Annotated in this window: 16 protein-coding genes, 1 tRNA gene and 1 pseudogene; 9 read left to right on the forward strand and 9 right to left on the reverse strand. The window is 46.5% G+C overall.

Annotation, left to right across the window (positions count from 1 at the left end):
• Nucleotides 1-147 precede the first annotated feature (147 nt).
• Nucleotides 148-1,047: a DNA-binding transcriptional regulator YafC gene (yafC, locus tag AC0LWE_RS14155; protein ID WP_202665329.1), complete on the reverse strand. Its 900-nt coding sequence runs from the start codon at nucleotides 1,045-1,047 to the stop codon at nucleotides 148-150.
• Nucleotides 1,048-1,355: 308 nt separating this feature from the next.
• On the opposite strand from yafC, the gene AC0LWE_RS14160 reads away from it, so the two are divergent.
• Together AC0LWE_RS14160 and AC0LWE_RS14165 are read left to right on the forward strand one after the other, a co-directional pair.
• A complete protein-coding gene (locus tag AC0LWE_RS14160) occupies nucleotides 1,356-2,156 on the forward strand; it encodes an endonuclease/exonuclease/phosphatase family protein (RefSeq protein WP_012016150.1) in 801 nt (266 codons plus the stop codon).
• Nucleotides 2,157-2,231: 75 nt separating this feature from the next.
• On the forward strand, nucleotides 2,232-3,002 hold the full coding sequence (locus AC0LWE_RS14165; RefSeq protein ID WP_202694348.1) for a class I SAM-dependent methyltransferase: 771 nt from the start codon (nucleotides 2,232-2,234) through the stop codon (nucleotides 3,000-3,002).
• Nucleotides 3,003-3,052: 50 nt separating this feature from the next.
• Here the strand turns inward: AC0LWE_RS14165 and mltD are convergent, their stop codons facing one another.
• Both mltD and gloB read right to left on the reverse strand, forming a co-directional pair.
• Entirely contained in the window at nucleotides 3,053-4,420 is a 1,368-nt protein-coding gene (gene mltD / locus AC0LWE_RS14170; protein ID WP_131489400.1) for a murein transglycosylase D, read from the reverse strand.
• A gap of 71 nt (nucleotides 4,421-4,491) precedes the next feature.
• Complete coding sequence (gene gloB, locus AC0LWE_RS14175; RefSeq protein ID WP_202667327.1) at nucleotides 4,492-5,247, reverse strand: hydroxyacylglutathione hydrolase; 756 nt, start codon at nucleotides 5,245-5,247, stop codon at nucleotides 4,492-4,494.
• Nucleotides 5,248-5,279: 32 nt separating this feature from the next.
• On the opposite strand from gloB, the gene AC0LWE_RS14180 reads away from it, so the two are divergent.
• On the forward strand, nucleotides 5,280-5,996 hold the full coding sequence (locus AC0LWE_RS14180; protein WP_131489402.1) for a class I SAM-dependent methyltransferase: 717 nt from the start codon (nucleotides 5,280-5,282) through the stop codon (nucleotides 5,994-5,996).
• On the opposite strand, the gene rnhA is transcribed toward AC0LWE_RS14180, so the two are convergent.
• Nucleotides 5,997-6,575: a ribonuclease HI gene (gene rnhA, locus AC0LWE_RS14185; RefSeq protein WP_164841565.1), complete on the reverse strand. Its 579-nt coding sequence runs from the start codon at nucleotides 6,573-6,575 to the stop codon at nucleotides 5,997-5,999. It lies immediately after the preceding gene.
• Between rnhA and dnaQ the strand changes: the two genes are divergently transcribed.
• Both dnaQ and AC0LWE_RS14195 read left to right on the forward strand, forming a co-directional pair.
• Nucleotides 6,529-7,257: a DNA polymerase III subunit epsilon gene (gene dnaQ / locus AC0LWE_RS14190; protein ID WP_072241748.1), complete on the forward strand. Its 729-nt coding sequence runs from the start codon at nucleotides 6,529-6,531 to the stop codon at nucleotides 7,255-7,257. The two genes, rnhA and dnaQ, sit on opposite strands and share 47 nt — an antisense overlap.
• 129 nt (nucleotides 7,258-7,386) lie before the next feature.
• Nucleotides 7,387-7,463 (forward strand) — tRNA-Asp (locus AC0LWE_RS14195).
• A gap of 148 nt (nucleotides 7,464-7,611) precedes the next feature.
• Here AC0LWE_RS14195 and AC0LWE_RS14200 read toward each other — a convergent pair.
• The 5 genes and pseudogenes from AC0LWE_RS14200 to AC0LWE_RS14220 form a co-directional block, all read right to left on the reverse strand.
• Nucleotides 7,612-8,368 (reverse strand): annotated as a pseudogene (locus AC0LWE_RS14200) (DUF4942 domain-containing protein).
• A gap of 838 nt (nucleotides 8,369-9,206) precedes the next feature.
• Complete coding sequence (locus tag AC0LWE_RS14205; protein ID WP_202667326.1) at nucleotides 9,207-10,538, reverse strand: hypothetical protein; 1,332 nt, start codon at nucleotides 10,536-10,538, stop codon at nucleotides 9,207-9,209.
• A 29-nt stretch (nucleotides 10,539-10,567) separates the two neighbouring features.
• Entirely contained in the window at nucleotides 10,568-10,909 is a 342-nt protein-coding gene (locus tag AC0LWE_RS14210; protein WP_202667325.1) for an EamA family transporter, read from the reverse strand.
• Between the two features lie 4 nt (nucleotides 10,910-10,913).
• Nucleotides 10,914-11,609, reverse strand: a complete 696-nt coding sequence (locus tag AC0LWE_RS14215) for a class I SAM-dependent methyltransferase (protein ID WP_202667324.1) — start codon at nucleotides 11,607-11,609, stop codon at nucleotides 10,914-10,916.
• Entirely contained in the window at nucleotides 11,599-12,618 is a 1,020-nt protein-coding gene (locus tag AC0LWE_RS14220; RefSeq protein ID WP_202667323.1) for a glycosyltransferase family 2 protein, read from the reverse strand. Before AC0LWE_RS14220 ends, AC0LWE_RS14215 begins: the two co-directional genes overlap by 11 nt.
• A 1,188-nt stretch (nucleotides 12,619-13,806) precedes the next feature.
• Between AC0LWE_RS14220 and AC0LWE_RS14225 the strand changes: the two genes are divergently transcribed.
• From AC0LWE_RS14225 to AC0LWE_RS14240, 4 genes are all read left to right on the forward strand, one after another.
• Nucleotides 13,807-14,085, forward strand: coding sequence for a hypothetical protein (locus AC0LWE_RS14225; RefSeq protein WP_202667322.1), 279 nt, complete (start codon nucleotides 13,807-13,809; stop codon nucleotides 14,083-14,085).
• A gap of 448 nt (nucleotides 14,086-14,533) precedes the next feature.
• Nucleotides 14,534-15,253 (forward strand): FadR/GntR family transcriptional regulator, encoded by a 720-nt coding sequence (locus AC0LWE_RS14230; RefSeq protein ID WP_059177813.1) that lies wholly within the window; start codon nucleotides 14,534-14,536, stop codon nucleotides 15,251-15,253.
• Complete coding sequence (locus AC0LWE_RS14235; RefSeq protein ID WP_202694342.1) at nucleotides 15,250-16,263, forward strand: ABC transporter ATP-binding protein; 1,014 nt, start codon at nucleotides 15,250-15,252, stop codon at nucleotides 16,261-16,263. Before AC0LWE_RS14230 ends, AC0LWE_RS14235 begins: the two co-directional genes overlap by 4 nt.
• Entirely contained in the window at nucleotides 16,260-17,342 is a 1,083-nt protein-coding gene (locus tag AC0LWE_RS14240; RefSeq protein WP_059177815.1) for an ABC transporter ATP-binding protein, read from the forward strand. Before AC0LWE_RS14235 ends, AC0LWE_RS14240 begins: the two co-directional genes overlap by 4 nt.
• Nucleotides 17,343-17,344 lie beyond the last annotated feature (2 nt).

Consider the following 17,344-nt stretch of genomic DNA (forward strand, 5'->3'; position numbering starts at 1 on the left):
TAAAGCCCTGAGCTAACGCTCAGGGCTTTTTTATTGCCTGTCGTTTGAGGTTTTTCATCATTAAAATCTCGGTTGTTAATCTCAGCAACCAGGTTTACTCGGCACGTTCAGTACCGAGTGGGAATATTAACCACCTCTACATCCCTATCATTCCTGTGGCAGTTGTTTTACATGCTCACTCAAAAAGTCGATAAATGCCCGAATACGGGTACTGACCGCTCGGTCACTGTAATATACCGCACTGAATGGCATCTCAACCGGCAGGCGCTTGTCTGCCAATATCTCAATAAGATCACCCCTCTCTAACTCTTTGTTAATCATGTAGTCTGATAGACAAGCAATACCGTTGCCGCTAAGGCAAAGCTGTTTTAAGGTCTCACCGCTATTAGAGGACAAACCGCTGATAATCTCATGCAGTTGTCCGTCGCTACCGGCGATAGGCCAGGTATTCAGCGATACAGGCTCAGTAAAGCCCAGACATATATGCTGGTTGAGGTCGTCCACGTTAGTAGGATTCCCGTAACGGGCAAGATAGCTAGGTGAGGCGATCATTTTTCGGTAGCTAGTAAACAGAGGCCGTGCACGCAGGCTTGAGTCAGTCAGCGTACCGGCGCGAATCGCTACATCTACTTTACGCTCAATCAAATTTATAAACGTCTCAGACGAAACTAGCGACAGCGATACTTCCGGGTAGCGCTCACGGAAAGGTTTTACCAGCGGCAGCAAAAAGTGCAAGACGACAGGCGTAGCGGCATCGATTCTTAGTAGTCCTCGAGGTGTGCTCCTGGTTTCAATGATTTCTGTTTCTGCGGCGGCCATCTCCTGCAAGATGGATTGAACGCGACGAAAATATCGCTCACCTTCCTCCGTTAGGCTCAGCTGTCGTGTAGTGCGATTTAATAAACTCACCCCAAGTTTCATTTCCAGTTTTTTTACCGATCGACTAATGGCCGAATTAGCCTGCCTCAGCTGCACCGCAGCCCTACTGAAACTCCCGCTTTCTACCACCGCCACAAAGATAACCAGCTCTTCTGACGTTGCTTTCATTGTTGCATCATCCGCAAAATTCCATTGTCGTTATGACTATTTTTGATAGTAATACACGCATGTACGCTCCATGTCATCATGATCCTTATCCTTCACTGCAACCCCTGATAATGAGTCACGTGCAAATGAAGATCCCTGTTAAAACTAAGCAGTAAATGTCCCGTATAGATGAGCTCTAGTAAGCGCTTGCTTACAAATCAGAAACAGGTTTATCAGTAATTGCGTTGAAAGTGTGAGCTAAAATCCCTATAACAGTAGAACCCGCACGTATTTCGGACGGGTTCATGTAATAGAGGCCGTTTCTAAAAGTGCGAAAAAATACCTATGCTATGCGCTATATCGCCGGACAACCTGCGGAGAGAATTTTGCCTCCGGGATCCTTTGCGAGCATTGGTCAGGCGTTACCTGCTGGTGCGCCATTAAGCAGCGATGAAAAAATCCGTGTACTGGTATGGAACATTTTTAAGCAGCAGCGTGCCGAATGGTTATCAGTCCTCAAGAATTTTGGGAAAGATGCGCACCTGGTCTTATTACAAGAGGCGCAAACTACACCTGAATTAGTTCGGTTTGCGACAACCAACTATCTGGCCGCCGATCAGGTTCCCGCATTTGTCCTGCCTCAGCATCCCTCAGGCGTCATGACACTCTCGGCTGCACATCCTGTCTATTGTTGTCCACTGCGTGAACGTGAGCCCATCTTACGTCTGGCTAAATCGGCGCTGGTCACGGTCTATCCTTTGCCGGATACCCGTTTACTGATGGTCGTAAATATTCATGCTGTGAATTTTAGTCTGGGCGTGGATGTTTACAGTAAACAGTTACTTCCTATTGGCGATCAGATAGCGCACCACAGCGGACCGATTATTATGGCGGGAGATTTCAATGCCTGGAGCCGACCGCGGATGAACGCCCTTTATCGCTTTGCGCGTGAAATGTCATTGCGCGAAGTTCGCTTTACCGATGATCAGCGCCGTAAAGCGTTTGGTCGTCCACTTGATTTTGTTTTCTATCGAGGCCTGAACGTGCACGAAGCTTCCGTGTTGGTCACGCGTGCCTCCGATCACAATCCTCTACTCGTTGAATTCAGTCCCGGCAAACCTGATAAGTAATGGTGAGTCAGGTCTGCCGTCGGGCAGGCCTACGGAGGTGCTGCCCTTTATTTTTCAATCAAAAAGGACAGTACGATGACAACACAATCCCATCATGACAATGTAGAAAAACAGTTTGGCTCGCAGGCAAATGCCTATCTGACCAGCGCCGTACACGCATCCGGCAACGATCTGCTGCGCCTCGGCGAACGTCTGGCGGCATTTCCCCAGGCGTATGTTCTCGATTTAGGTTGCGGGGCAGGGCACGCCAGCTTTGTTGCGGCGCAACAGGTTGCGAACGTGACAGCATATGACTTATCCAGCCAAATGCTTGAGGTGGTCAGCCAGGCGGCAAGAGACAAAGAGCTGAATAACATAACGACGCAGCAGGGCTATGCCGAATCGCTGCCTTTTGCCGATGAGTCATTCGATATTGTCATCAGCCGTTATTCTGCTCACCACTGGCATGATGTCGGTCTGGCGTTACGCGAGATCAAACGCGTGCTGAAGCCTGGCGGTATTTTTATCATCATGGATATTATGTCCCCGGGACACCCGGTACGTGACGTTTGGCTCCAGACTGTTGAAGCCTTGCGTGACACCTCGCACGTACGCAACTATTCCAGCGGCGAATGGTTTTCAATGATGACAGATGCTGGATTAATTTCACGATCGTTCATCACCGACCGCTTGCCCCTTGAGTTCACCTCCTGGATTGCGCGTATGCGCACACCTGAGGCGTTAAGCCATGCGATTAGGTTGTATCAGGATAGTGCTTCTGCGGACGTGAGAGCGTACTTTGAGGTGCAGGAGGATGGCTCGTTTACCAGCGATACGATCCTGGCCGAAGCGCAAAAAGCGGGATAAACAAAAAAGGCACCGGGGGAATCGGTGCCTTTTCATTAAGGATTGTACTATCAGGAATCTGGCGTTGTGCTGTTTTTAACAAACAGCGTCAACTGATCGCCTGGTTGCAGATTGCCGGTATCATCGTTCCAGCGCATCACATCTTTGATGTTCACGCCGTGAGTCTTCGCGATACTGGACAGCGAATCGCCTTTGCGTACACGATAGGTAATGCTATCGCTGTTGCGGGCGAGACGTTGTGCACTGCTGCCTGCACCAACCGTCAGATTCTGGCCGATTTTCAGATTTGAACCGCGCAGATTATTCCACTGCTGCAGATCTTTTGCACTCACGCCGAGACGTGATGCGATCCCTGAAAGCGTATCGCCAGAGCGAACCTTGTAGCTACGACTCGTCACAGAGGAAACGTCAGCAATCAGCGTAGACTGAACCGCTGCAATTTCACCCGAAGCCAAAGACTCTCGCAACTGTTCAGCATGCTTCTGCGGAACCATCACATACTGTGGACCACTTGCCCCCAGCGTAGAACCTTTAACTCCTGCATTGAAGGTCTTCAGCTTGCTTACCGACATTCCCGTCATGTCAGCAACCTGTTTCATATCAACCGGGCTACTGAGGCGAACACGAGCCAGCGCACGACTTTCGTCTGTCGTTGGCAACTGTACGCCATAACGTTTGCTGTTTTTGAGTATGTCGCTCAATGCCAGCATTTTCGGTACGTAAAGCTTGGTTTCCTGAGGCAGTGAGAGAGACCAAAAATCGGTGGGTTTACCCCGAGATTTGTTTGCTTTCATTGCTTTCAGTACACGCCCTTCACCGCTGTTATACGCGGCGACAGTTAACAACCAGTCACCGTCAAACATCTTATTCAGACGCTGCATCATGTCGAGAGCGGCAGTCGTTGAAGCGACAACATCACGACGCGCATCGTAGCTGCGGGTCTGTTTCAATCCATAATTGCGCCCAGTGCTCGGAATGATCTGCCAAATGCCTGCGGCATTGGCGCCAGACGTCGCGTGCGGGTCAAAAGCGCTCTCCACTATGGGTAGTAGTACCAGTTCCATAGGCATGTTACGTTTCTTAACTTGCCCTGCTATCCAGTACATATACGGCTCTGCCCGTAAAGTTACATCGTGGAGATAGCTCTTATTTCTCAAATACTTCTGTTTCTGATCGCGAATCCGGTTGTTTTCCGGAATTCCCATCTTCAGCTCGTCGCTAATAGAGGCCCACAAGTCCTGATCCTGCGCAAATGATGTCCCATCGTCCATCCATCGCGCCTGACTTGTAAACTTCCCTGCTTCCCCTTGACCAGCTGCAGAAAGGCTCTGTGCGTGCTGCTGAACGTTACCAGTATTCTGAGAAGACTGGCACCCAGCAAGCAGGACAGAGGCGAGTAATATCGCTTTTGCCTTCATGTGTGTGTCAATAGTTGCTTAAAAGACGAGCGATAATAACGGCGAAATTTTGAAAAGGCAACCCGCAATTGTCAGAAGTTATCTTTCTTTGACCGTAACCATGCAAAACGTTGTTCAGGTTGTTGCAATTTTGTTTCTTGGTTAATTTTATTAATTAAATCAATATCATCAGTTCTTAAAAATAAATTTATTTGCCGCTCATTTTTGAGAATTACGGGGAGTGTATTTAGTTTTTTTGCCCGTAACTCCTTCACTTTGTGGTAATAATCTTGAATCGCAGGATCCTCAGGAAGGATGCTCAGCGCAAACTTCATGTTTGCTAATGTATACTCATGAGCGCAACAAATGATGGTTTCTTCAGGGAGTGCGTTAATCTTTTGGAAAGACTGATACATTTGCTCCGGCGTCCCTTCGAAAAGCCGTCCACAACCGCCAGAAAACATCGTGTCTCCACAAAAAAGATAAGGGAAACTGTAGAAACAAATGTGTCCTGAAGTGTGACCCGGTGTAGCAAATACAGAAAATTCCCACTCCAGTATGAGGACGTTTTGCCCCTCTTCGACTATGCGTGTGGTTCCCTTATTTTGCGTCTCCTTCGGTCCGTATACCTCAAGATGAGGGAATTTTTCGCGCAGGGCAGGAACGCCGCCAACATGATCGTTATGATGATGAGTCAGTAAAATGGCCTCAGGCTGCCAGCCATTTTCTTCTATCGCTTTCATGACTGGAGCCGCTTCACCAGGATCGACAATGATGCAGCGATCCTTATCGTCCGCTAAAACCCAGATGTAGTTGTCCTGAAATGCGGGAATACTGATAAGATTCATAAATTACCTCTCATAACCTAGCGAGTGTTTTGATGAAGCCGGCAAGGATACCTCAGATTGTCTCTGCACCAGAACATTGGGCGGAATTGCCTAAGGGTGAATATTTTCGCGACGCGCTTGAGCGTCAGCTCAAACCCTGGCTCGCAAAAATGTACGGCTTTCACCTTCTCAAGATTGGCAATCTCAGCGCGGAAATCAATACCGAAAGCTGCGCTATCTCCCATCAGGTGAATGTGTCGCTCGCCGGGCAACCCATTCAGGTAAAGGCCGATCCGCTGCATTTACCGTTTGCTGAAAAATCCGTTGATGCCTGCCTGCTGGCAAATACCCTGCCGTGGTGTAGCGATCCGCATCGTCTTTTGCGAGAGGCCGACCGCGTATTAATTGATGATGGTTGGCTAATATTGAGTGGTTTTAACCCGATGAGCCTGATGGGACTACGCAAACTGGTCCCCGTCTTACGTCGAAAAGCACCCTACAACAGCCGGATGTTTACGTTCACGCGACAGCTTGACTGGCTCTCGTTACTGAATTTTGAAGTGATGCATTATAGCGGTTTTCAGGTGTTACCCTGGACGCAGCAGGGAGGGAAAATGCTGACAACGCACTTTCCGGCGCTGGGCTGCATGCAGCTTATTGTCGCGCGTAAGCGGACCATTCCCCTTACGCTTAATCCGATGAAACAGAGCAAAGCGAAATCCCGGATTCGCCAGGCCGTGGGCGCGACGCGACAGTTTCGCAAACCGTAATCAGGAACCCGACTGATAACCCACGTCTTCGTGAATGGGATTCATCGCTGCCGCGCGCGCAAGCTCGTCGCAACGTTCGTTTTCGGGGTGCCCCGCGTGGCCTTTTACCCATTCCCATTTAATGGTGTGATGGCTTAATGCCGCATCCAGACGTTTCCAGAGATCCACATTTTTGACCGGTTTTTTATCTGCAGTTTTCCACCCGCGCTTTTTCCAGTTATGAATCCACTGCGTAATTCCCTGACGAACGTATTGGCTGTCGGTGCTGATGACCACATCGCAATCTTCTTTTAACGCTTCCAGCGCGACGATGGCCGCCATCAGCTCCATGCGATTATTGGTGGTCAGGTGATAACCTTCATTAAAGGTTTTTTCGTGTCCGCGATAACGCAAAATAGCACCGTAGCCGCCAGGGCCCGGATTGCCGAGGCAAGATCCATCGGTGAAAATTTCTACCTGCTTAGTCATCTCTGGTAGACTTCCTGTATTTGAAACGATCAGTAAAACGACGAGTCTGACATAAATGACTGATATGAGCACTGCAATTACACGACAGATCGTTCTCGATACTGAAACCACCGGTATGAATCAGATTGGCGCGCACTACGAAGGGCATAAGATCATTGAGATCGGTGCCGTTGAGGTGATTAACCGTCGTCTGACTGGCAGAAATTTCCATGTTTATCTCAAGCCCGATCGGCTGGTAGATCCAGAAGCGTTTGGCGTTCACGGTATTGCCGATGAATTCTTGTTAGACAAACCCACGTTTGCGGACGTAGCGGATGAGTTTATCGAGTACATCAATGGGGCAGAACTTGTTATCCATAACGCCTCGTTCGATATCGGCTTTATGGATTATGAATTCAGCAAGCTAAACCGTAACATTCCGAAAACAAACACCTTCTGCAAGGTGACCGACAGCCTGGCGCTGGCGAGAAAAATGTTTCCGGGCAAACGTAATAGCCTTGATGCGCTCTGCTCGCGTTATGAAATAGACAACAGCAAACGAACGCTGCACGGCGCATTGCTCGATGCCCAGATTCTGGCTGACGTCTACTTGCTCATGACCGGCGGCCAGACGTCGATGGCTTTCAGCACTGAAAGCGATTCTCAGCAGCAGGCCAATGGCGGAATTCAACGCGTTGTACGACAAGACAGCCGACTGCGCGTTATTTTAGCCAGTGAAGAAGAGCTGGCAGCACATGAGTCGCGTCTCGATATCGTCCAGAAGAAAGGCGGAAGCTGCCTCTGGCGGACATAAATCCGGTTTAACGCGTGTAAACTCCCCGCACGGGCGATTTTTGCAGCAACTGATTCAAATGTTGAGAAAAAGCGTTGACGGGATCGAAGGCAAACCGTAATATTCGCCTCGTTCCCAAGGGAACAATGCGGAGCGGTAGTTCAGTCGGTTAGAATACCTGCCTGTCACGCAGGGGGTCGCGGGTTCGAGTCCCGTCCGTTCCGCCACTATTTAAGGCCATGCTGTTAATCAGCATGGCCTTTTTACTATTTATGTTTTTTGATATGTCATCCAGTATGGTCTTATCCTCCGACTCACACTGTCGGGCATGTGGATACATCGAACGGATTGCCATCTGATATTGGCTTCGCCCTGCTACCAGCTTCCGTGATGATGTCGGGCGATGATGTTATTTAGTTTACCCACGAGTACCAGTCGTTTAAGTGTTGTATGAGCAGTTCACTTCTTAGAATATTTGCTTGCAAACATCTCATCCTCGTAACAATTACAGTGCTTATTATCATCGATATCGTCGCCTAAAAGACGAGTTATATCGGTGCAATTGTTAGGAATAGGCTGACCATCCAGGTCTGCAAAACGTTTACTCTTACTCTGGCATCCCCAGTTAAGCCCAAATCCCCATTGGTTGTGTTTTGCCAGCTCATTTACGAAGATCTGTTAGGTTGTTACTTTTGTTGCCGTGCCTCAGACCTTTGAAGGCGGAAATTAGCCCCCCCCCCCCCGCTAAAACACCTTGTTGTTATTCAGATGCAGTTGCTCAAAGGGGCTGAGAATATTCGCTTCCCTGGCCTCAGGAATATCGTCCTTTTCCAGACGGTTGAACCAGTGGTCGCGAGTAGCAGTATCCATCAGACTGAGCATTCCAGGCTTTTGCATTAAATCTCGGCAGATCCCACGATCGAGATTGCGGGTATAGTTTTCATCGCCGTTTCTGATTTCTCCATCAGCCAGCAGCTAAAGCGAAAATTCTGCTTATAGTCCAGCCCAAGGCGCTTTTGCAGTTTATGATGTGGGTCAGCGTCGAGATATCGGTGAGCTTCTGGATTTGCTTCAATCTTCATCAGTACGGCATCACGTTCGGCAACAATGCGTTAATGCTGATGGAGCAAATTACTTCGGAATGATCGGTTAAAAAATATCGGCTTAGATATGTACCATTTCTGTCTTTTTACTTTTTAAAAAGCATCAGCCGGATAAGATCTGATATTTATGCGTAATTGATGGTACGCGGGTCACTCTGTGCCAGCCTTATGTACCTGTTCAGGGGCGGGTAATCAGGCTGCTGAGTCCATCGCTCCAGCGATGATATTACCCTGCCGTCACTTACGGTATGGGGTGAGTAATGTTGGCTGGAAGATTGCCAGTCGAAGATGGCAAAGTCAGAAAGCAAGCACTTCGCCTGAAGCACGCCGGTGCAAGAGTTATTCAAGCATTAGATTTGGCAATACATCATCGCAATGATGAACGGCCGTGGCTTACCGATGGTGCCAGTAAAATAGTAAAAGATTTTGGGCCAGACAGGATATCTACCACCTAGCCACAAATACAAAACAAGTGCCAGGTATCTATTAATCATATTTGACATGATATAAATTTAACCCCATGGAGATCTTGGTAAAGATAAAAAAGGATTTTGGCATTAATATTGTATTCGAAAAGAATAAGGCACTGCTTGAGGTCTATTTAAATATCAAAACTCAGTCCTACTTCAGTTAGAATGAAATGCATGATGTTAAAGGTGATTATTGCCTTGGTGAAGTTGGATTATCGGTAATGTTTATTGCTATAAATGGGAGTTTATCTCGACGAGGTGAGCGTCGAAGGAAACTTTTAGTCCCCTTCGATACTTTTTCAAAATATTTATATTACAACTTACGATTTAGTATTCAGTTCATTACCTTTAAAGGTGTTGTTGATTTTAGATGAGTGCCATTAATTTTTTTGTTATATTATATAATATGTTGGTTGTGGTGTCTGCTGACCAGATTCTTTTTCTGTGAAACTAGTTCCACTGTAAAAATGGCAATCGAGACAGTGGCCGCAATAATACACCAATAACAATACCGAAAATCTACGGAAGGTACAGAGAGAAATAAACTAGCAAAATATCCTAAAGACGATAAGTTAAGAGCGGCAATTTGCAATCTGGCTGTTCGGCTATTAACAAGTAAAGACGCAGGAATCAATGTTAAAGAAATTAGTAACCACAGATACGGTTTAAAAAACTCACTCAAAATAGTATCTTGTGATCCTAAAACATATGTCTCTAGTTTATTTACTAATTCTGGTCTTTCGACAACGAGATGGTAGATGTTTTTATTAATACCTGGCAGCCAAGTTGTAACAGGTTCCATAAATGGACTGCGTAAAAAATAAAGAAATGCCGTAATTTTAATGTTTACATAGGTTAATGGGTGCTCAATAACTGTAGTTAACCATAATTTGTGAACATCTTCTACAGGCATACCTACAACTAAAATACCATTTTTATCATAACCTTTATCAATGAAGCACAATGCTCTTTCATAAAGAATTGGATACGATGAACATTTCTGCAAATCTTCTTTTTTAACGTTCAAGAGGATTTCTTGATTAGTATCCAATGAAATTCTTGCAATATCATCCCCCATTAACAAGATTTCATAATGTTTCTTTTCTGCATGGATAATATGATATGTGAAAAATTTAATGCAAAAGAAAGAAATAACAACAATGACGCATGTTATCATTCCGCAGCGTAAGTAAGATGTGCGTGGAAATAAATAATATATTCCCATAAAGACAACTGGCACAATTCCCAAAATTGCGTTGTAACGTACTGCAAAGGCATATAATATAAATGGAATTGACAGTAGGGCAATCTTCCTATTTCCTCGTGAATTCAGCAATAAAGACGTGCCAAGAAGAAGTGAAAATGCCATACCTATATCCTTCCATAACACACCCACGAAATTTATCACCCATGGCATTATGAAAAGCAGCACTAAAATATAGCTTGAAAACTTGCTGTTAATATTGTCTTGCCAAAAATAAATCCCCAACGCTAATAGCATCAGATGAAAAAAAAGTAATGATTGAGGGCCTGGGATAATATACATCAAATAATGCCACAGATAAGACATTATTGCTGGATGATTATCTGGATATTCTCCAGCCATCGCACTGCCATATTGTAAAAAAGAATCTGAAGACATGTATCCTGGAGCGAAAAAGTACCAAGAAACTACAAAAATAAAAACTATCGGCATTACTTTGTGAAAAGTATCTCTATTCAGTGCCATAATATCTATCACTCTACAATCTCGTCTAATTATGCTAATGACGTTAAAATAACACCTATAAGAATCATTATCACACCGATGCAATAAGTAATATTAAATCTTTCGCCAAAGAGAAAATAGCTTGCTAACGGCACAAATACAAATGCAAGCGCCATCAATGGATAGACTTTTCCCAATTGAGTACGCTGTAGAACCCATACCCAGGCTAGAGACGTAACGCCATATAATACAATGGCAGAAAATAACGCACTCATCGGCTTTAAAGACAGCAGCGTACCTGAAGTAGTGAATAAATTTGCACTTAATTTAAACAGAATCTGGCCGACAGCCAGTCCGAACACACATAGTAATGCAACAATATAACTTGCCATATAGTTATTTCCTTACCGTTGCATGAAATGCGTAAAACAAATTCAAATCCACTGAAGGAAGGGGGACTGGCCACCATGCTTCTTTGCATTCAGGGAAATAATGCTTAAGAATAGCAATGAGGTTAATACACGAATTGACATGCTCTCGTGCCATAATATAATCATATGCAATCCCAGCAGCATAGGCGTGTTTACGTGGGCCGAGCATACGTCCAATACGCCATGCTACACCGGGATCTGTTGGCAATAAAATGGATAAAACCCCGCCATCTTTTATCACCCTCCGCCACTCTTTGAGCGCGAGATGTGGTTGATATATATGTTCCAATACATGTGCTGCAATCACTCGGTCAAAGCTATTGTCAGGATGGTTAATTGATTCGCCAGTTTGGACTTCGAAAATAAACTTGTCTTTGAGCGAAGTGTTAATTTTATTTTTGGCTACTTCAAGTGTCTTTGCATCTTGATCGCTAATTACATAATGATCAAAATTATGTCGCAGAAATTGCGTGTGTTCACCAGTGCCTGCACCAATTTCAAGTACTTTAGGGAAATAGTTAGCTTGCGAAAATGGGCGTTCCAATAGCCGGTGACTGGCATGCATAACTTTCGCCTGAAGCGAACTGGAATAGTTTGCATTGTCATACAAAGCGTGAAAATTATTACGCCATTCAAGCCAGGCTTTGTCTTCATCTTGCATTTTTCTCTCCCATAATTTTACGGATCTGATTGTTTCTCACCTTAGAAAGATGGAACGCTTTTTTAGGAACTGAACTTATATCGTAATTTAAAAAAGCCAGAATAAATTGCACGCCCAAAATAACAGGCAAGCCTGCGAGCATGACAGTTCCCGCTGAGGCGGTAAGATTCTGGGTTACAGATTCTCCCCATTCTTCAAACCCAAACGCGACACCAAAAATAAGCATGAGCATTCCCAGAGGTAACTCAATAGAGGCAATTGATAACCCTCTTAAATAATAATTGTAAAATATACGCTTAAACATATTTCGTGAGTTTTTATATAAGAATTCACCAAGTACATGATTGATTTTTAAATTACTTATTTCAGTTCCATATTTTGATTGCATCGGTATATCGACGACGACAGCACGCAATGTATTCAATCTAAATAACATATCTGATTCAAAAAAATATCGGCGGCTGATTTTTTCAAGTGGTAAGTGCCTTAATAGTTCAGTGTGTATTGCGGTATATCCATTCGTCGGATCAAAAATATCCCAATACCCTGAAGACATTTTATTCATAAAAGACAATACTGCATTGCCAAAAAGTCTTATCTTAGGCATTTCTATTAAACTATCAAGATCAAAAAAGCGATTACCTTTAGTATAATCTGCTTCGCCAGCAAGGATTGGTGTCACAAATGCAGCGATCAACTCAGGATCCATCTGCCCATCACCATCCACTTTTACGGCAATATCCATATCTTGCTGTAGTGCGGCCATGTACCCTGTTATAAGTGCACCTCCCACGCCTTGATTCTTCTGATGGGTAATCACCTCAACACGGCCATCACTACATTGTGCCTTCACCCAGTCGCCCGTATGCTCCGGGCAACAATCATCAATAACAAATATCCGTTCAACGTAAGGCTCTATCTTATTGATAACTGACAATATTTGCTCTTTCACCTTATATGCAGGAATCACAACACAGATTTTTGGTAAGACAGTGAAACTTGAGTTCATAAACGATGCCTGAGAAAGATAAAGAGGACGCCACTTGCGTTTTAGAGACCCTGCCATAAGACAAGACGCACTAAAAAATTTGACCGCGAGCAATTGTATGTTTTTCACACGCTCGGATGCAACTGTAGCAACGTTAAGCTTTGCCAATGAGTTTAAGTTTTCATTGTTACTTTATCAATGGTGTTTGAATAAAATTGAAATAATAACAAGTGTCAACATCATTACAGATGAAATTATTAACCTCAATTTAGTATATGAATTTGTAATTTGTATTCTTTAATTATTTATCAAGTCGAGAATAGCTTTGGTGCTTATGGCGCAAAGTGGTCTTATAATAATATGTATTTTGCATCTTAATAGATAAAATAATCTTGATATCATAAATATACACATGCAATTGTTATTGTCTAATTGAACTATTAGGTCACCGCGATGTGAATTTCATTCGTCGCGACAGCCTGTATTCAAGTGCGAGACGTATTCAAAATATACGCAATCAGTATGAAATACACAGCATTGAAGAGCGTGTTTATAAAAATAATGCTCGTACTTATTCAAGACATTCTGTTGTTGTATTGACTTGCCTTAAAAAATACCAAAGTATGACTGCCTGTTGGTGAAAATATTATTGAGCTCTAGGACAAAGCATTCTCTTTTTACGGCACCTGAAGGAAAAATTATGCACATTATCCTTTGAACCTTCCAGGAAATAGGACCACCGGTATAAGCGATAAGACAGACCGGTAAAGCCGCGCATTCTTTAGTTATCCGACAAACTGTAAAGTGTTACTCATTCTGCATAATACCAATCCGCAAGAGAGCGCTGAGCTTCATCATTGTATAAAATATGGTTATAATACTAAAGCACGACACTTTTATCGTGTTAAAAAAGAACTATTCGGGGGGAGTTTGAATAACTCTCCGGCCCTGCCTGGCCGCTTACTTTGTCCTTGAGCGATTTATTATCCCCAAATTCCACTTCGCGCTGGCCTGCTGGTTTCATGTCCGTCCCAAAATCAATGACGTGTATTTACGCACGCCATCGGATGCTTCAGCAGAAGGCCTGGGTGTGTATAGGTCAGTTGTACGCTTGCGAGGGTGAGATAAGGAGAATGCTAACAGAGTAGCTACTTGCGAAACGTCAGCTGAAAACAAAACCGCTCCTTAACGCACTGGGAAGCTGGCTGCGTGAAAAATGAAAACGCTGTCCTGACACTCGGCTTTGCCGAAAGTGTTCACTTATTCCCTAAACCCGTAGCCCTCTTTGTGTATTACATGGAAGATGGCTTTGCGGCTGCTGACAAAAATATCGCCGAAATTGCAGTACGGATTCGTCACTTAACCCGTCCGGCTGTCTCAGGAATTGTCATCCAGAAAGGGCGAAATACATCAGCGATGTTTCCGGAACAATTTTATCTTGGTGCGCAAGCTCTAATAAAGGAAATATATTTTGTTCGAGCATGGTAATCCATTGCTTACGATGCTTTTGTTACGCCATCCCGGAAGCAATTCACTATGAACTTTTCTGGAGGCCTCTTAAGAGGTACGGACAACAACTTTTGTTGTTTCTTCATTTCAGCCCCAGTTCGTCTCTTATCCCTCTTCACTTTTTTGTTAACCGAAAGTTAATATTAATGGTGCAATTAATTAACAATTGTGCGATTTCAGTGCGCCTTCTGCACCTTTTTTGTGCATTTTAATGTGCCAACTCATTTACAAACATGATTTTTTGTAACTGCTTTGTAAAAAATAATCCTCAGATAATCATTAGCTTACTCACTGTTTTCCAGAAAGTTCCTGAACCAATCATTTATTGGTTCGTTAATTGCTTAATCATATGGGCGATAAGTATTTATCTATATCAATAACTTATCGTTCATAACTATAAAGCAATGATGAAAGCAGGCGAACCATTATGGAAAAAGCGTCACGGTTTCTGGCAAATTCCAGCACTGCGCTTGAGCAGCTGCGCGGTCTCATCCATCAGCACGAGTCAACACCAGGCATTCCGCTGCCCACTGAACGTGAATTGGCGGAAACACTCAGCGTAGGGCGACGTGAAATTCGTCGTGCGCTGGACGTGCTGGAAGAAGAGGGGCGCATCTGGCGCAAGCAGGGCAAAGGGACCTTTATTGGCCCGGCTGCACCTGTTGAACCGCTGGCACTTCAGGGTTTAGTGCAACAAACCAATTTGCTGGAAGTCATGGAAGCCCGTCTGCAGCTCGAACCGGGCCTGGCCCGGCTTGCGGCACTGCGTGCCACCAGGGAAAACCTCGCGCTCATGCAGCGCATGCTGGAACGCATCAATAAGGTCAGCCCGGATGACCGCGATCTTAACGAACTGTGGGACAGCGCATTTCACCGCGCCATCGCTGAGGCCGCCGGAAATCGCCTGATGCTGGGGCTGTTCGACGCTATTGACGCCGTTCGCCGCGATCCCGGCTGGCAGCATTTACGCGAACTTGCCCGAACGCCTGAACGCGTCGACAGCTACAACGATCATCACGACAAAATCATGACGGCGATCATCAACCGCCAGCCCAATGAAGCCGCTGCCGCCATGCGCGAACACTTGCTCAGCCTGCAAACCGCCCTGATTCAGGCCATCAACCTTGAGGATGATTCCCTGTTATGACGACGATCCCTTTTAAGGAGTCCGCGCCCGTCCTTCGCCTGCACAATCTCAACGTGAAATTTTCCGGCTCGCCGGTCAGCGTGCTCGACGGCATTTCTTTGACCGTCAAATCGGGTGAAACCCTGGCGCTGGTGGGCGAATCCGGGTGCGGAAAAAGCATCACCTCTCTGGCGCTGATGGGGCTACTGCCAGCCAGCGCGCAAATCGTGAGTGGAGAAATGCAGTTCCGCCGTCACGATCTGCGCAAGCTCTCCCCCCGCGAATACGCCGATTTGCGTGGGAACGAACTGGCGATGATTTTCCAGGAACCCATGACCTCGCTGAATCCTGCCTTCACCCTGGGCGATCAGCTCAGCGAAGCGGTTATCCGCCATCAGAAAATGTCCCCTTCGGACGCCATGGCAGTGGCGCTGCAAATTCTGGAAAAAGTGCAAATCCCTGCGCCAGAAATGCGTCTGAAATCCTACCCCCATCAGCTTTCGGGCGGGATGCGCCAGCGGGTGATGATTGCGATGGCGCTTATTAATCATCCGCGTCTGCTCATCGCCGACGAACCGACAACCGCACTGGACGTCACCATTCAGGCGCAAATTTTGAGCCTGCTGAACACCCTGAAAGCGGAAACGGGCACAGCGGTATTGATGATCACTCACGATTTGGGCGTGGTCGCAGAAGTCGCGCAGCAGGTGGCGGTGATGTATGCCGGACAGGTGGTGGAGCAGGGCAGCGTCGAGGCGATATTTGCCGATCCGCAGCACCCTTACACCATTGGTTTGATGGGATCGATTCCTTCGCTCGGTGCGCGTAAAGGTCAGCTTTCAACGATTCCGGGGGCTGTACCTTTACCCGAATTTATGCCGAAAGGCTGTCGTTTTGCGACTCGCTGCCCGTTCGCGCAAACCCGTTGTCACGAAGAAAAACCTGTGCTGAACACCCTGGGCGCGGGGCATCAGGTTGCCTGTTTCCGCGTCCCCCTTGAGCAACATATCGCGCTGGGAGAAATCGCATGACCGTACCCATTCTTGAAGCTCGCGATCTGAGCAAACGCTTTCCCGGTCCTAAAAAACTCTTCGCCCCGGCAAAATTTGTAACGGCGGTTGACAGAGTTTCGCTCTCGGTAATGCCGGGTGAAACGCTGGCTATCGTCGGTGAGTCCGGCTCTGGCAAGTCCACCCTTGGGCGCTTGCTCCTGCGTTTACTCGCGGCCAGCGAAGGGCGTGTTTTTTATCAGGGCGAAGAGATCACTCAGGCTTCAGGTTCGCGTCTGAACCTGCTGCGCCGTGAGTTGCAAATCATCTTTCAGGATCCGTTTGCCTCGCTGAATCCACGCATGACGGTGGAACAAATCGTCGGTGAGCCGCTGTGGTTGCATCAGAACATGAAAAAAGCCGACCGCCAGTATCGCGTGGCGGAACTGCTCAAAACCGTTGGACTACCCGCCGCCTGGGCCGGGCGTTATCCACATGAGTTTTCCGGCGGCCAACGCCAGCGCATCGGTATTGCGCGTGCGCTGGCATCAGGGCCAAAACTATTGCTCGGCGATGAGCCCGTATCAGCGCTGGATGTTTCCGTGCAGGCACAGGTTGTGAATTTACTGGAAAGCCTGAAGCATCAGTTGGGCCTGACGATGGTTATTGTGGCGCACGGTCTGGCGGTGATCCGCCATATGAGCGACCGCGTGGCGGTAATGTACCTCGGGCAAATCGTTGAGCTGGCGACCGTCGATGAAATTTTTGACGCACCGCTACACCCTTATACCCAGGCGCTGATTGCTTCCGCACCGCAAATGCAGCCGGGTGCGCAGCGCACTACGCCGTTATTGCAGGGCGATTTGCCGAACCCGGCAAACCCGCCAACCGGATGTCGATTCCACACCCGCTGTCCTTACGTCACGGATGAATGCCGCCAGGTAGAACCTATCGATCAGGTTCTGGAAGGTGGACGTCAGGTCGCCTGTCATCGCTGGCAGGAGATCAATCGCGATCGCAGTGTTATCCAGATAGCACCGCCATCCGCAGCCTTTTTGCGCCGCCGCGCGCTGTTCGAACATGCGGCAACTCACTCGTCTCTTCCAGCAAGGAACTCATGATA

The organism is Lelliottia sp. RD5 (assembly GCF_056032945.1).

Coding starts and splice junctions, on each gene's coding strand:
- yafC (WP_202665329.1), bottom strand. CDS start 1,047: ATGAAAGCAACGTCAGAAGAGCTGGTTATCTTTGTGGCGGTGGTAGAA.
- AC0LWE_RS14165 (WP_202694348.1), top strand. CDS start 2,232: ATGACAACACAATCCCATCATGACAATGTAGAAAAACAGTTTGGCTCG.
- mltD (WP_131489400.1), bottom strand. CDS start 4,420: ATGAAGGCAAAAGCGATATTACTCGCCTCTGTCCTGCTTGCTGGGTGC.
- gloB (WP_202667327.1), bottom strand. CDS start 5,247: ATGAATCTTATCAGTATTCCCGCATTTCAGGACAACTACATCTGGGTT.
- AC0LWE_RS14180 (WP_131489402.1), top strand. CDS start 5,280: ATGAAGCCGGCAAGGATACCTCAGATTGTCTCTGCACCAGAACATTGG.
- dnaQ (WP_072241748.1), top strand. CDS start 6,529: ATGAGCACTGCAATTACACGACAGATCGTTCTCGATACTGAAACCACC.
- AC0LWE_RS14205 (WP_202667326.1), bottom strand. CDS start 10,538: ATGGCACTGAATAGAGATACTTTTCACAAAGTAATGCCGATAGTTTTT.
- AC0LWE_RS14210 (WP_202667325.1), bottom strand. CDS start 10,909: ATGGCAAGTTATATTGTTGCATTACTATGTGTGTTCGGACTGGCTGTC.
- AC0LWE_RS14215 (WP_202667324.1), bottom strand. CDS start 11,609: ATGCAAGATGAAGACAAAGCCTGGCTTGAATGGCGTAATAATTTTCAC.
- AC0LWE_RS14220 (WP_202667323.1), bottom strand. CDS start 12,618: ATGAACTCAAGTTTCACTGTCTTACCAAAAATCTGTGTTGTGATTCCT.
- AC0LWE_RS14230 (WP_059177813.1), top strand. CDS start 14,534: ATGGAAAAAGCGTCACGGTTTCTGGCAAATTCCAGCACTGCGCTTGAG.
- AC0LWE_RS14235 (WP_202694342.1), top strand. CDS start 15,250: ATGACGACGATCCCTTTTAAGGAGTCCGCGCCCGTCCTTCGCCTGCAC.
- AC0LWE_RS14240 (WP_059177815.1), top strand. CDS start 16,260: ATGACCGTACCCATTCTTGAAGCTCGCGATCTGAGCAAACGCTTTCCC.